This window comes from Sphingomonas parva (ex Maeng et al. 2020), assembly GCF_004564275.1.
Taxonomy (GTDB): Bacteria; Pseudomonadota; Alphaproteobacteria; order Sphingomonadales; family Sphingomonadaceae; genus Allosphingosinicella; species Allosphingosinicella parva.
Genome location: NZ_SPDV01000007.1, coordinates 145,421 through 159,479 on the forward strand (window position 1 = coordinate 145,421; position 14,059 = coordinate 159,479).

The 14,059-nt window shown below is 69.7% G+C and carries 11 protein-coding genes; 4 read left to right on the top strand and 7 right to left on the bottom strand.

The annotated features are described in order from the left end of the window. Window positions 1–80 precede the first annotated feature (80 nt). Genes polA through E2493_RS04750 form a run of 3 tightly spaced genes read left to right on the top strand, consistent with a single transcriptional unit; the run spans window position 81 to window position 5,415 of the window. Window positions 81–2,864 (top strand): DNA polymerase I, encoded by a 2,784-nt coding sequence (polA, locus tag E2493_RS04740; RefSeq protein ID WP_135084233.1) that lies wholly within the window; start codon window positions 81–83, stop codon window positions 2,862–2,864. Continuing rightward, window positions 2,861–4,408, top strand: coding sequence for a lipopolysaccharide biosynthesis protein (locus tag E2493_RS04745; RefSeq protein ID WP_135084235.1), 1,548 nt, complete (start codon window positions 2,861–2,863; stop codon window positions 4,406–4,408). The genes polA and E2493_RS04745 overlap by 4 nt, the downstream gene beginning before the upstream one ends. Before the next feature lie 44 nt (window positions 4,409–4,452). After that, a complete protein-coding gene (locus E2493_RS04750) occupies window positions 4,453–5,415 on the top strand; it encodes a nitrilase family protein (RefSeq protein WP_225421148.1) in 963 nt (320 codons plus the stop codon). A gap of 34 nt (window positions 5,416–5,449) precedes the next feature. On the opposite strand, the gene purH is transcribed toward E2493_RS04750, so the two are convergent. The 5 genes from purH to htpX are packed head-to-tail and all read right to left on the bottom strand — an operon-like array spanning window position 5,450 to window position 11,734. Beyond that, window positions 5,450–7,042: a bifunctional phosphoribosylaminoimidazolecarboxamide formyltransferase/IMP cyclohydrolase gene (gene purH / locus E2493_RS04755; protein ID WP_135084239.1), complete on the bottom strand. Its 1,593-nt coding sequence runs from the start codon at window positions 7,040–7,042 to the stop codon at window positions 5,450–5,452. Window positions 7,043–7,065: 23 nt separating this feature from the next. Beyond that, on the bottom strand, window positions 7,066–8,805 hold the full coding sequence (locus E2493_RS04760) for a heparinase II/III family protein (RefSeq protein ID WP_135084241.1): 1,740 nt from the start codon (window positions 8,803–8,805) through the stop codon (window positions 7,066–7,068). Then, complete coding sequence (gene rpe, locus E2493_RS04765) at window positions 8,802–9,461, bottom strand: ribulose-phosphate 3-epimerase (RefSeq protein ID WP_135084243.1); 660 nt, start codon at window positions 9,459–9,461, stop codon at window positions 8,802–8,804. Before rpe ends, E2493_RS04760 begins: the two co-directional genes overlap by 4 nt. A 51-nt stretch (window positions 9,462–9,512) precedes the next feature. After that, window positions 9,513–10,772 (bottom strand): RsmB/NOP family class I SAM-dependent RNA methyltransferase, encoded by a 1,260-nt coding sequence (locus tag E2493_RS04770; protein WP_135084245.1) that lies wholly within the window; start codon window positions 10,770–10,772, stop codon window positions 9,513–9,515. Between the two features lie 29 nt (window positions 10,773–10,801). Then, a complete protein-coding gene (htpX, locus tag E2493_RS04775; RefSeq protein WP_135084247.1) occupies window positions 10,802–11,734 on the bottom strand; it encodes a zinc metalloprotease HtpX in 933 nt (310 codons plus the stop codon). A gap of 81 nt (window positions 11,735–11,815) precedes the next feature. On the opposite strand from htpX, the gene E2493_RS04780 reads away from it, so the two are divergent. Then, window positions 11,816–11,986 carry a DUF1674 domain-containing protein gene (locus E2493_RS04780; protein WP_135084249.1) on the top strand — a complete coding sequence of 57 codons (171 nt, stop codon included), beginning with the start codon at window positions 11,816–11,818 and terminating at the stop codon, window positions 11,984–11,986. Between the two features lie 5 nt (window positions 11,987–11,991). Here E2493_RS04780 and E2493_RS04785 read toward each other — a convergent pair whose 3' ends face one another. Both E2493_RS04785 and tsaD read right to left on the bottom strand, forming a co-directional pair. Continuing rightward, window positions 11,992–12,975 (bottom strand): NAD(P)H-dependent glycerol-3-phosphate dehydrogenase, encoded by a 984-nt coding sequence (locus E2493_RS04785; protein ID WP_404828289.1) that lies wholly within the window; start codon window positions 12,973–12,975, stop codon window positions 11,992–11,994. Between the two features lie 34 nt (window positions 12,976–13,009). After that, a complete protein-coding gene (gene tsaD, locus E2493_RS04790) occupies window positions 13,010–14,044 on the bottom strand; it encodes a tRNA (adenosine(37)-N6)-threonylcarbamoyltransferase complex transferase subunit TsaD (RefSeq protein ID WP_135084253.1) in 1,035 nt (344 codons plus the stop codon). Window positions 14,045–14,059: the final 15 nt, after the last annotated feature.

Sequence of the window (14,059 nt, forward strand, 5' to 3'; positions counted from 1 at the left end):
GACGGCGGGCCGGCCGGCGACCGCCCGCGTCCGACCGAAAGAATGTTTGTCCGCCGCGCTGCCTGCGCTAGAGCCGGACCATGCCTCATCTCTATCTCGTCGACGGCTCCAGCTACATCTTTCGCGCCTATCACCGGCTGCCGCCGCTGACCAACCGGCATGGCCTCAACGTCGGCGCCGTCTATGGCTACACGACGATGCTGTGGAAGCTCGCCGAGAGCCTGCACAAGGAGGAGGGGCCGACCCATCTCGCCGTGATCTTCGACGCTGGGTCGAAGAGCTTCCGCAACGACGTCTACGATCAGTACAAGGCGCACCGGCCGCCGCCGCCGCCGGACCTCGTCCCGCAATTCCCGCTGATCCGCGACGCCACCCGCGCCTTCTCGCTGCCCTGTATCGAGGAGCCGGGGCTGGAGGCGGACGACATCATCGCCTGCTACTCCAGGGCCGCGCTCGCCGCCGACTGGAAGGTGACGATCGTCTCGTCCGACAAGGATCTGATGCAGCTGATCGAGGACGGGCGGCTCGATCTCTACGACACGATGAACGATCGAAAGCTCGGCCGCGACTATGTGCTCGAGAAGTTCGGTGTGCCGCCCGAGAAGCTGGGCGACGTGCTGGCGCTGATGGGCGACAGCGTCGATAACGTTCCCGGCGTGCCCGGCATCGGCCCCAAGACCGCCGCGCAGCTGATCCAGGAACATGGCGATCTGGAGAGCGTGCTCGCCGCCGCGCCCGGCATCAAGAAGCCGAAGCTGCGCGAGAACCTGATCGAGCATGCCGACAAGGCGCGTCTTTCGCGCGAGCTGGTCAGCCTGGTCTGCGACGCCCCACTGCCCGAGCCGCTCGACGCGCTCGAGATGAAGGGCATCCCGCCCGAGCCGTTGCGGGAGTTCCTGGAGGATCAGGGCTTCCGCGCGCTGATCGCGCGCCTGGATGGCACGAGCGGCGCGAGGACTCCCGCCGCCTCGGCCGGCGGCGGCGCTTCGCCCGCGGCGCGGCCGACGCAGGCCGAGGTACGCCCCGAGCCGAAGATCGACCGCTCCCTCTACGAGACGGTCACGACCGAGGAGGCGCTCGACCGCTGGATCTCGGAGGCGCGCGCCAACGGCCTGGTTGCGCTCGATACCGAGACCGACGGCTTTGACTGCGTCACCGCCAAGCTTGTCGGGATCAGCCTCGCCACCGGCTGCAACAAGGCCTGCTACATCCCGCTGGAGCATGGCGGGCACGATCTGCTGTCCGAGCGGCCGGAGCAGCTGCCCGCCGCCCTCGTCCTCGCCAGGCTGAAGCCTCTGCTCGAGGATTCGGCGACTCTGAAGATCGGCCACAATTTCAAGTTCGACTGGATCGTGTTCGATCGCCGCGGGATCAAGGTGGCGCCGGTCGACGACAGCCTGGTGATGAGCTTCAACCTCGACGCCGGCGGCCTCAACAGCCATTCGATGGACGATCTGGCGAAGAAGCATCTCGATCACGAATGCATCGCGTACAAGGACGTCTGCGGATCGGGGCAGAAGCAGATCAAGTTCAACCAGGTGCCGCTCGACCGCGCGACCGAATATGCCGCCGAGGACGCCGACGTGACGTTCCGGTTGTGGCGCCGGTTCAAGGCGCGGATGCCGCACGAGCGGGTCGAGCGCGTCTACGAGATGGTCGATCGGCCGCTGGTGCCGGTGATCGCGCGGATGGAGCGCGAAGGCGTCAAGGTCGACCGGGAGGAGCTCGGCCGCCTCAGCCACGAATTCTCGACCCAAATCGCCGAGCTGGAAGGCCGCATTTGCGGCGAGGCGGGCTGCACCTTCACGATCGGCAGCCCCCAGCAATTGGGCGACGTGCTGTTCAACCAGATGGGCCTGAAGGGCGGCCGCAAGGGCAAGTCCGGCACCTGGTCGACCGACGTCAACGAGCTCGAGCGCCTCTCGCGCGAGGGCGTGCCGATCGCTGCGATGGTGCTCGAGTGGCGCCAGCTCAGCAAGCTGAAGTCGACCTACACCGACGCGCTTCAGCAGCAGATCAACAAGGAGACGGGGCGGGTCCACACCAGCTATTCGCTCTCGGGCGCGCAGACCGGCCGCCTCTCGTCGACCGACCCTAACCTCCAGAACATCCCGATCCGCAGCGAGATCGGGCGGCGGATCCGCGACGCCTTCGTCGCGGACGAAGGCCATGTGATCCTCGCCGCCGATTACAGCCAGATCGAGCTTCGCCTCGCCGCCCATATGGCGGACGTTCCGCAGCTGCGCGAAGCCTTCGCTCGCGGCGACGACATCCACAGCCTGACGGCGCAGGAACTGTTCGGCGAGGTGACCCGCGATACGCGCGCCAGCGCCAAGACGATCAACTTCGCGATCCTCTACGGCATCTCGCGCTGGGGCCTGGCCGGGCGGCTGTCGATCACGGCCGACGAGGCGCAGGCGATGATCGACCGCTATTTCGATCGATTCCCCGGCATCCAGAACTATATCGCCGATACGCTGTCAAAAGTGCGCGAGACGGGCTTCACCACCACCCTGTTCGGCCGCAAGACCCATTTTCCCTCGATCCGGGCGAAGAACCAGGGCGAGCGCCAGGGTGCCGAGCGCGCGGCGATCAACGCACCGATCCAGGGCACCAGCGCGGACATCATCAAACGGGCGATGGTGCGCATGTGCCCGCGCCTGGAGCGCGAAGGCCTCGGCCGGGTGCGCATGCTGATGCAGGTCCACGACGAACTGGTCTTCGAGGTGCCGGAGGAGGATGTCGAGCGGGCGAGCATCGTCATCCGCGACGTCATGGAGCGCGCCGCGGAGCCGGCGGTGACTCTCAGCGTGCCGCTCGGCGTCGAGATCGGAACCGGGCGGAACTGGGGCGCGGCACATTGAGCACGGCCGGGGGTGACGGCGAGGACATCGCCGCGCTGGCCAAGGGCGGGCGGACGAACTTCTTCGGCTTCCTGCTGCGCCTCGCGGCGCGGCTGCCCTTCCTGTTCATTGCCGGCCGCCTCTACGGTCCGGAGCTGCTCGGGCGCTTTGCCTATGCCGTGATCGTGATCGAGTTCGCGGCCCAGCTCGCCACCCTTGGGCTGAAGCGCGGGCTTGCGCAGCAGCTCTCGACCACCGAGCAGCCGCATGCGTGCATCGTGATGGACGCGATCCTCGCCGCGCTGATCGCCTCGGGCGTCGCCACCGTGATCCTGATGACCTTCCCCCGGGCGATGTTCCCGACCGGCGAGATCTACGGGGCGGAATGGCTGCTGCCGCTGGTGATCTTCGCGATCGCGGGCACCGATATCGCGCTGGCGGCGCTCGCCTACCGGCGCAATATCGGCGCGACGGTGACGGCGCGGGCGATCGTCGAGCCGTGGACGATCAGCATCGGCGCGGGGCTGCTCTTCTTCGTCTCGTCCCGTGACGGACTGATCTTCGCTTATGTCGTGTCGGTGGTATCGGCGCTGATCGCGGCGCTGATCCCGCTCTACAGAAGCTACGGCCTGCCCGAGGGCTGGAAGCCGAATCCGGCGCAGCTGCTTTCGGTCGCGCGCAAGAACATCCCGCTCGCCGCGGCGGACGCGATCGAATGGGGCTCGCGCCGCCTCGACATCGCCATCCTCGGCCTGTTCGTCGCGCCTTATTACGTCGGGGTCTATTATGTCGCGCAGCAGGTCGCCTCGCTGCCGCAGAAGCTGAAGACCAGCTTCGATCCGATCCTCGCGCCGGTGATCACGCAGCGCCTCGCCGAGGGCGACCGCAAGGCCGTCGCCAGGCAGGTCCGCCAGGTCGGCTTCTGGGTGATCGCCGCCCAGTCCGGAGTCGCGCTGGCGCTCGGCATCCCCGGCGAGGCGGTGATGGGCCTGGTCGGCAAGGAGTTCGTCGGCGGGACAGGGGCGCTCGCCTTCCTGCTGGCCGCAGAGGTGATCGCGGCGACCGCCGCGGTGTCGGAGGCCGCCCTGGTCTACGTGGCCCGCCACCGCAACCTGATGATCTCGCTGCTGATGATCGGGCTTCAGGCCGCGGTGACGCTTGCGGTCATCGTCGCGATGCGAACCCTGGGATGGCCCCAACCGTGGCAGGCGGCGGGCGCAGCCTTCTCTCTGTGCGTCGCGCTGGCGCTGGGTTCGGTGCTCAAGGCACGGCTGCTCTGCCGGCTGCTCGACGCGCCGGTGCAGGGCTGGCGCTGGCCGTTGATCTGGGCGGCCGCCGGCGCGGTGGTCGTCGGCGTGGTGTTCACCTGGCTGCCGCCCTCGCTCGAATGGGTCGAGCTCTCCCTAGGGGTTCCCGCGATCCTGCTCACCTTCGGCGCGATCGTCTGGAAGCGCGGCTTCACCCATGAGGATCGGGTGCTGTTCCGCCGCAAGCAGGGCGAGGAGCCGACGCTTCCGACCCCGCTCGGCGTCACGCCGCCCGGCGCGGAGCCGCCTCGCCCCTGAGCACCGGCCCCGCTAAGCTGCCGAAAACGAGAAGGAGCTCGGTGTTGAACCTCAAGTGCGGCGTCGTCCAGTTCGAGCACCGGCCCGGCGATCGGGCCGCCAACCTCGCGACGATCGAGCGGTTCGCGCGCGCCGCGCACGAGGAGGGGGTCCGCATCCTTGCCTTCCCCGAAATGTGCATCACCGGCTATTGGCATGCGCGCCGGCTGGACGCGGCCGGCTGGCGCGCGCTCGCGGAGCGGGTCCCGCAAGGTCCTTCGACCGAGGTCCTGGTGCGCCTGGCGCGGGAGCTCGACATGGTCATCGGGGCCGGCCTCGTCGAGAGTGACTCCGACGGCCGGTTGTTCAACACCTATGTGGTGGCGCTTCCGGATGGCGGGGTTCACAGCCATCGCAAGCTCCATGCATTCGAGAGCCCCCACATCTCCAGCGGCGACCGCTACACGGTCTTCGACACGCCGATGGGCGTTCGGATCGGCATTCTCATCTGCTACGACAACAACCTCGTCGAGAACGTCCGCGCGACGGCCCTTCTTGGCGCGGATATCCTGATCGCGCCCCACCAGACCGGCGGCACCGACTCGCGCAGCCCGCATGGCATGAAGCCGATCGATCCCGCCCTCTGGCATGATCGCCACGTAAATCCGGAGCCGCTTCGTGCCGAGTTCCAGGGCGACAAGGGACGCGGCTGGCTGATGCGGTGGCTGCCCGCGCGGGCGCACGACAATGGCATGTTCCTGCTGTTCGCCAACGGCGTCGGCTTCGACGACGGCGAGATCCGCACCGGCAACGCCATGATCCTCGATCCCTACGGAAGGATCGTGGCGGAGTCCGACGCGCTGGACGAGGATCTGGTCACGGCCGAGCTCGATCTTTCACTGCTGCCGCTCGCCACCGGCCGGCGGTGGATCCGCGGACGCCGGCCCGAGCTCTACTCGATTCTGGTGGAGCGGCGTGGAGACGAGCTCGCGCCCCTGGAGGCGCGCTTCTCCACCGATCCGACCTGAACCGCTGCCGCGGTGGTCGCCCGGGCGCGCCGGATCAGTGGCGGAAGTGGCGCATTCCGGTGAAGACCATCGCAAGGCCCGCCTCGTCGGCGGCGGCAATGACCTCCTCGTCGCGGATCGAGCCGCCCGGCTGGATCACCGCGGTCGCGCCCGCCTCGACCGCGGCGAGCAGGCCGTCGGCGAACGGGAAGAAGGCGTCGGAGGCGACGGCCGAGCCGATCGTCCGCGGCTCCGCCCAGCCGGCTTTCTCGGCGGCGTCCTTCGCCTTCCATGCGGCGATCCGCGCCGATTCGAGGCGGTTCATCTGGCCGGCGCCGATGCCCGCCGTCGCGCCGTCCTTGGCATAGACGATCGCGTTCGACTTGACGTGCTTCGCCACCGTCCAGGCGAACAGGCAGTCGGCGAGCTCGCGTTCGCTCGGCGCGCGCCTGGTCACGACCTTGAGAGCGGACGGCGAGACGTGGCCGTTGTCGCGAGACTGCAGGAGGTAGCCTCCGGCGATCGATTTCAGCGCGAGACCCGGGCGGTGCGGATCGGAGAGGGCGCCGGTGAGCAGCAGGCGGAGGTTCTTCTTGAGGGCGAACACCTCGCGCGCGCCATCGTCGGCGTCCGGCGCGATCACGACCTCGGTGAAGATCGCGGCGATCGCCTCGGCGGCTTCGCGGGTCAGCGGCTCGTTCAGCGCGACAATGCCTCCGAAGGCGGAGACGGAGTCGCAGGCGAGTGCCGCCTGATAGGCTTGCAGCAGCGACCCGCCGGTGGCGACGCCGCAGGGGTTGGCGTGCTTGACGATGACGCAGGCGGGTCCCTTGCCGGCAAACTCGCCGACCAGCTCGAGCGCTGCATCGGCATCGTTGTAATTGTTGTAGCTGAGCGCCTTGCCCTGGACCTGCTCGGCCTGGGCGATGCCGCGGCTGTGCGGGCCGATCGGCAGGTAGAGCGCCGCCTTCTGGTGCGGATTCTCGCCGTAGCGCAGCGCCTCGCCCCGGCGCAGCGTCAGCGGCAGCGTCTCCGGGAACATCTGCCCCTGGTCGCCGAACGCGAACCATTGCGCAATCATGGCGTCATACGCCGCCGTGGCGGCAAAGGCCTTGGCGGCCAGATACTTGCGGAAGTCGAGCGAGGTCGCGCCCTCCGTCTCGTCGAGCGCGCGGGTCAGCTCCGCGTAATCGCCAGGATCGGTGACGATCGCGACATAAGCGTGGTTCTTGGCGGCGGAGCGGACCATCGACGGGCCGCCGATGTCGATATTCTCGATGATCTCGTCGCGCTCCGCGCCGCGGGCGACGGTCTGCGCGAACGGGTAGAGGTTGACGATCACCAGATCGATCGCGCCAATCGCATGCTCGGCCATCGAGGCGGCGTGGGCGGGATCGTCGCGGACCGCGAGGAGCCCGCCATGAACCTTCGGATGGAGCGTCTTGACCCGGCCGTCCATCATCTCGGGAAAGCCGGTGAGCTCCGACACGTCCTTCACGTCGAGACCGGCCTCGCGGATCGCCTTGGCGGTGCCGCCGGTCGAGACCAGCTCGACGCCATGGTTCGCCAGCGCTCGGGCGAGGTCGACGAGGCCGGTCTTGTCGGACACGGACAGCAGGGCACGGCGCACTTTCACCTGGTCTTGCAACGATCTACTCCCGGATACTTCGTTCAGGCCCGCTTGAACGACCAGGCGATGGCCGTCCCGTCGGGGGGCGAATCGCCACTGATGACGAGCTGGAGGCTGGCATGCGGTTTCGCATCGCCGTCGATCCAGAGGCTGTCCTCGATCGCCAGCCGGCCGCCGCGGCAGCGGAACTGCCAGACGGTGGCGCCGCGGATCCGCAGCAGCGCGCCCTGCCCGTCGGCGGTCGTGGCGGCCTCGACGGCCGGCGCGAGATGGAAGCGCACCGAGAAGGGAAGCTCCTCGCTGCGCCGCTTGCGGCCGTCATGGGTGAGCACGTCCTCGCCGCGCAGCTCGCGTCCGTCCGGCGACAGGGTCAGCGTCCGCTTGTGGACCAGCCCGAAGCGGCGGGCATAGCCATCGTGGCTCGCCTCGACTTGAACGACCCCGCCCGTCTCGTCGCGCGCCAGCTCGACCTGCGTGACGCCCTTTCCGAGCGTCCCGTCCTGATGAATCGCGGTGGAGTTGCGGTCGCCGAGCGTCAGCGTCGAATGGGCGGCCGTGGTGCGCAGCCCCTCCGCCAGCGCCTCGGGAAGCACGCCGAGCGCACCCGCAGCGCCGCCGCAATTGACCACGATGCGGGCAGCGCCTTCGCTGAACTCGAAGGCGAGAGTCGAGGCGCAGCCGCCCGACAGCACGCGGCCGGACGGCGGCGGGGCGGCGTCGAACACGACGACGCTGTGCTTGGCCTCGAGCCGTTGATAGCCCCAGCCGCGCGGCTGGCGGAGCGGCCTGGCGCGGACGCCGGTGCCCTCGATCGCCGCCGCGACGCGCCGCCGCGACAGCATGTTGCCGCCCTGCCAGCTCGACAGCGCCTCGTCACCGAGCGTGACGCCGAGCAGCGCCGCAACGGCGCTCTCGAGGGCGTCGGCAACGGCCTCGGGCATGTCGTGCTCGCCGGCAAAATAGATCGCTCGAAGCTGGCTCAGCAGCTCGACCAGTGCCAACTGCTCGACGGGCGAGCGGCTGACGAGGCCCCCGTCGTCGTGGAGCCCGGTGGCGAGCGCCCGGAGGATTCCGGCTTCACCCCGGCTGAGGCGGGACGGGCCGCCCTGCACGATCAGGGCGGCGGCGATCGACCCTGCCCAGGCGGTGATACGGGCAAGGCCGATCGGCGCCTTCTCGGCCGTCTTGTCGAGATGCTGCGCGCCGCGTGACAGCGTCTTGAGCACCGAAGCGCGGTATTCGGGGTCACGGCTCGAAAGGATGTAGGGGGCGTAAGCCGCCCAGAAGAGGATCCGTCGTCCCCACAGATCGGCACGCCAGGCCCGATCGCTCGGCGCCTGCCCGCACGCCGCGATCCACTGGCGCATCGCCGCTTCGGCGGGCTTGGCGCCGCGCTCCCTGGTCGCGGCAGCGGCGAGGTCGCGCAGCCATTCGAAGCTCTGCAGATAATCGGAAAGATCCCGCGGCATGCCGGGATCGTCGAAGCGCATCGAGTCGATCGGGATACGCGCTGCGCGCCGGACGATGTGGCCCGCAAGGATCGCCTCGCCTGCGGCCTTGTCGCCGGCGACCGGATCCTTCGGCACGGCGAGCAGCTTGAGAGGGTAGCGGCCGCGGAGCCGGAAGCTCTGGAACGGAGTGCGCCACGACAGGCGCTGCAGGCGCCAGGCGACGCGTTCGACCAGGGAGACGCCGCGATCCCCGCCTGCGCGGATCAGCCGTCGCCCTTCGCCGATGCCGTCCTCGCGCCCCTCGGAGTCCGCCCGGCCCGCCGCGCTCATCCCCTGAGACCCTTGATATTCTCCGCGTAGCGGTCGGGGCCGCCGCGGAACGTCGCGGTACCGGCGACGAGCACGTCGGCGCCGGCATCGATCGCCTGGCGGCAGGTCGCCGCATCGATGCCGCCGTCCACCTCGAGATCGATCGGCTTGCCCAATTTGTCGATCTGCTTGCGGATCGCCTCGATCTTGCGGAGCTGCGAGGCGATGAAGCTCTGCCCGCCGAACCCCGGATTGACGCTCATCACCAGCACGAGATCGACCTCCTCGAGGACGTAATCGAGCATCTTGGCCGGCGTCGCCGGATTGAGCGACACGCCGGCGCGCTTGCCCAGAGCCTTGATCCTCTGAAGCGTACGGTGGAGATGCGGCCCCGCTTCCGGATGGACGGTGATGATGTCCGCCCCCGCCTCTGCGAAGGCATCGAGGAACGGATCGACCGGCGAGATCATCAGGTGGACGTCGAACGGCTTGGCGGTGTGCGGGCGCAGCGCCTTCACGACGGCCGGTCCGATCGTCAGGTTCGGGACGAAATGGCCGTCCATCACATCGACGTGGATCCAGTCGGCGCCCGCGGCGTCGATCGCGCGGACTTCCTCTCCCAGCTTCGAGAAATCGGCGGAGAGGATCGAGGGGGAGATACGGACGGGCTGCTGCACGCCCGATCCGATAGACCGGGGCGCGCGGAGGCACAAGGAAAGCGAGGCCGGTTAATCCGCGCTGCGGCGGAAGCGTGCGATGAAGAAGCCGTCGGCGCCGCCGGCCTCGGCAAAGACGCCGGGCAGCATCCTGATGCGATGGCCTTCGACCGGAATGGTTTCCGGCAATTCCCCTGCGGAGACGTGGGCGGCCTGATAGCTTCGGTGGGTCCGCAAGAAGCCTTCGGCCACCTGCTCGCCCTCCTCCGGCTCGAGCGAGCAGACCGAATAGACCAGGGTCCCGCCGGGCTTCAGCCAGCCGGAGACGCGATCGAGCATCGCCGCCTGGGTCTCGGCCAGCTCGGCGATCGCCTTCGGCCGCACGCGATGCAGGACGTCGGGGTGGCGGCGATAGATGCCGGTCGCGGAGCAGGGCGCATCGAGCAGGATCGCATCGACCTTCTCGGGGGGGCTCCACCGCATGATGTCTCCCGCGACGATGCGCGCCGATAGGCCGGTGCGGGCGAGATTTTCCGAAAGTCGTGCGAGACGACTCTCCGAGGAATCGACCGCCGTCACGTCGAACCCTGCCGAGGCGAGCTGCATCGTCTTGCCGCCAGGTGCGGCACAGAGGTCCAATGCGGTCCGCCCTTCGCCCGTGCCGAGGAGCCGCGCCGGGATCGAGGCGGCGACGTCCTGCACCCACCAGCGTCCCTCGCCATAGCCGGTGAGCCCGGCGACCGCGGTCCGGCCGGGCAGACGCAGGTGGCCGGGCAGCAGGCCGACGCCGTCCATCTGGTCGCTCGGCTCCGCACCGGCGGCGAAGATCAGGTCGAGCGGCGGCGGGGCGGCGAGCAACGCGGCCGCGGCGGCCACGACTTCGGGCCCCCAATGCCGTTCCCATCGCGCCGCAACCGCGGGCGGCAGGGACGGCGGCGTAGGAAGCGACGCGCCGCCGCGCATCAGCGTTCCGAATACGCCGTGGACCAGCTTGCGCGGTCCTCCGTGAACCAGCGGCAGCACGGTCGCGATCGCCGCGTGCGGCGGGGTGTCCATCGCCAGCGCCTGAACGAGGGCGATGCGGAGCGCCGACCGGGCCTTGGCATCATCGGGCAGCGGCCGCCGGGTGGCGCTGTCGATCAGCGCATCGAGATCGGCAAGCCGCCGCAGGGCCTCGGCGGCGATGGCATGGGCGAAGCCGCGATCGTCGGCACGGGTCAGATCGCGCGCCGCCACGTCGAGCGCGGCCTCGAGCGGCAGGCCCTTGCGCAACACCGCGTCCAGCAGGCGCAACGCCGCCCGGCGGGCCGGCAGACCGGCAACGTCATCCATAATGATCTCAGGCTTTCAAAGCGTCGCGACTAGGACCGCTTCCGGAGCGGATCAAGCGCGCTGCGCGTCCCGCCCCGCCGGGCAGTGACGGGGACGGTCGGAGAGGAAGCGCCGTGCGTGGTCCGAGCAAGGCCCATCTCGCCTGCGATACGCTGGAGCGCCGCAATCCGGTTGGCGGTGTCCGGATGGGTGGAGAACAGGCTGTCGCGCCCGCCGCTGCCGCCCGGCACGATGTAGAGGGCGGCGAGCGCGGGATTGCGCGCGGTCACCGGGTTCGGCACCCGCGCCGCGCCGCGGTGAAGCTTGGCCAGCGCGGAGGCGAGAGCGCGAGGATTGCCGCAGATCTCGGCGCCGATCCGGTCGGCGCCATATTCGCGAGTGCGGCTGATCGCGAGCTGGACGATCATCGCGGCAAAGGGCGCGAGGAAGATCGCGCCGATCATCGCCAGCGGATTGGCCCGTTCGCCGTTGTGGAAGAAGAAGCCGAAATTGGCGAGCATCGAGACCGCGCCGGCGATGGTCGCGGTCATCGTCATGATCAGCGTGTCGCGATTGCGGACGTGGCCGAGCTCGTGGGCCATCACCGCCTCGATCTCGTCGCGCTCGAGAACGGCGAGCAGGCCGGTGGTCGCGGCGACCGCCGCGTTAGCGGGATCGCGCCCGGTCGCGAAAGCATTGGGATGGGGCGAATCGATCAGGTAGACGCGCGGCATCGGCAGCCCGGCACGGGCGGCGAGGCGGGCGATCATGCCGGCGAATTGCGGGCATTCCTGCGCCGTCACCTCCTTGGCATTGTGCATGCGAAGGACGATCCGGTCGGCATTCCAGAAGGTGAACAGGTTGAGCGCCGCGGCGACGATCAGCGCGATCAGCGCGCCGCCCGCGCCGCCGAGCGCGTAGCCCAAGCCCATGAACAGGGCGGTGAGCCCGGCCAGGAGCATCAGGGTCTTCATGCCATTCATCTTGGGTCGATCATCTTGCGAACGTGCCTTTCACGTCCGAAATGTGGGGTGATCGAACCCTTTGTTCAATTGGAAGCCCCCGTGACCGGCAAGCGCCCCCCGCACGTCAAAGCCCCAGCCTATCTCTCGAAGAGCCCGCCCGTGCCGCAGCCGGCACCGGCCGCCGAAGCGCAGGAGGTCGGCGGCCCGAAGGGCGAGGAGCCGACCCGCTACGGCGATTGGGAGAATAACGGCAGGGCCTGGGACTTCTAAGTCGCTCAGGCGCCCTCGGCCCTCAGCGGCCGGGCGAGAAGGCGCTCGACGACCTCTCCCACCGAACCTTCGCCGGACAGCAAGGCGCAGACGGCGGCGACGATCGGCATGTCGACGCCGGCGGCGCGCGCGGCGCGATCGAGCACCGGCGCAGTGAACGCGCCTTCCGCGACGGTGCGGCGGTCGCGCAGCAGCTCCGCCGCGCTGCGACCTTCGCCCAGGCCCTTGCCCAGGCTGAAGTTCCGCGAGCTGGTCGAGGAGCAGGTGAGGACGAGATCGCCGAGACCCGAGAGACCGGCGAGCGTCTCGGCCCGGGCGCCGCGGGCGAGGCCGAAGCGAGTCATCTCGGCGAAGCCGCGCGAGATCAGCGCGGCGCGGGCGTTGAGGCCGAGGCCGCGTCCTTCGACCACCCCGCAGGCGATCGCCAGGACGTTCTTCACCGCCCCGCCGATCTCGGCGCCGATCACGTCGTCCGAGAGATAGGGCCGGAACCATGGCCGGGCGAGGCGGGCGCGAAGGCGCTCGCCGACCGCCTGCGCCTCGACGGCAAGCGTGACGGCGGCCGGCTGGCGCGCCGCCACCTCGTGCGCGAAGGTGGGGCCGGAGAGGACGGCGATCGGCGCGTCGGGCTGCTCCTCGCGGGCGACGTCGTGCATCAGCTTCGTGGTCGATTCCTCCATGCCCTTGGCGCAGAGGATCAAAGGAGCCTCCAGCCGGGGCATGGCAGCGAGCACCGCCCGCATGTGCTGCGCCGGTGTCACCACCAGCAGCGCCTCGCAGCCGGCCAGGGCAGAAAGATCGTCGGTGGCACGGATCGCCGGATCCAGGGCGATGCCCGGCAGGAAAAGCCGGTTCTCACGCGCGGCGTTGATGCTCTCCACCACTTCGGACTCGCGCGCCCAGAGCAACGCCTCGCCGGAGCCCGCCGCGACCTGCGCAAGGGCCGTGCCCCAGGCGCCGCCGCCAATCACGCCGATCGTTCCCGTCACCAGATCCCCCCTCGTTGCGACTGCCCGGCCGTGCTCACGCCTTCACACCGGCGCCGCGCACCTTTTCCGCGTCAGGATCGAGCGGCCAGCGGGCGCGCGCCGGCGCGTCGAGTCCGTCGATCAGCCCCGCCTCGAAGCGCAGGGCCCCGGCCCAGCCGATCATCGCCGCATTGTCGGTGCACAGCCAGAGCGGCGGTGCGACGAACGGGAGATCGTGCGCAGCGGCAAGATCCGTGAGAGCGCCGCGGATCGCCTTGTTCGCGGCAACGCCGCCCGCCACCACCAGCGCCGTCGCCCCGCGTGCCTCGCGCAGCGCCCGCGCGGTGCGATTGACGAGGCAATCGACCACCGTCTGCTGGAAGGACGCGGCAAGATCGGCCGGGCGATAGGCGCCGCCGTCGCGGGCGCGCAGCACCGCGCTCTTCAGCCCGGCGAAGGAGAAATGCGGCTCGGGCGAGCCGACCAGCGGCCGGGGCAGGGGCACCGCATTAGCATCGCCCGCCTCGGCGGCGCGCTCGACGGCCGGCCCGCCGGGATAGCCGAGGCCGAGCAGCTTGGCCGTCTTGTCGAAAGCCTCGCCGGCCGCGTCGTCGATCGTGGTGGCGAGGCGGCGGTAGCGACCCAGCCCCTCGACGAACAGCAACTGGCAATGTCCGCCGGAGACGAGGAGCAGCAGATAAGGGAAAGCCAGATCGGGCTCGCTCAGCATCGGCGAGAGCGCGTGACCCTCGAGATGGTTGACCGCGACCAGCGGCTTGCCGCTCGCCAGGGCCAGTCCCTTGGCCGTGACCAGGCCGACCATCACGCCGCCGACCAGGCCGGGCCCTGCGGTGGCGGCGATCGCATCGACGTCGGCAAGCCGCACCTTGGCTTCGGCCAGAGCCTCTTCGATCAGGCTCGGCAGGATCTCGACGTGCGCGCGCGCGGCAATCTCGGGAACCACGCCGCCGAACGGCCGGTGCTCGCTCTCCTGCGTGGCCAGGCGGTGCGCCAGCACCCGCCGCTCGCTGGTGACGAGTGCGGCGGCCGTCTCGTCGCAGCTCGATTCTATTCCGAGGATCAGGCTCATCGACGCTTCCCTGCC

What these genes read in the sequence shown, in the direction of transcription:
- E2493_RS04760 (WP_135084241.1), bottom strand. Translation starts at nt 8,805, where the DNA reads ATGAGCGCGGCGGGCCGGGCGGACTCCGAGGGGCGCGAGGACGGCATC.
- polA (WP_135084233.1), top strand. Translation starts at nt 81, where the DNA reads ATGCCTCATCTCTATCTCGTCGACGGCTCCAGCTACATCTTTCGCGCC.
- E2493_RS04770 (WP_135084245.1), bottom strand. Translation starts at nt 10,772, where the DNA reads ATGGATGACGTTGCCGGTCTGCCGGCCCGCCGGGCGGCGTTGCGCCTG.
- tsaD (WP_135084253.1), bottom strand. Translation starts at nt 14,044, where the DNA reads ATGAGCCTGATCCTCGGAATAGAATCGAGCTGCGACGAGACGGCCGCC.
- htpX (WP_135084247.1), bottom strand. Translation starts at nt 11,734, where the DNA reads ATGAATGGCATGAAGACCCTGATGCTCCTGGCCGGGCTCACCGCCCTG.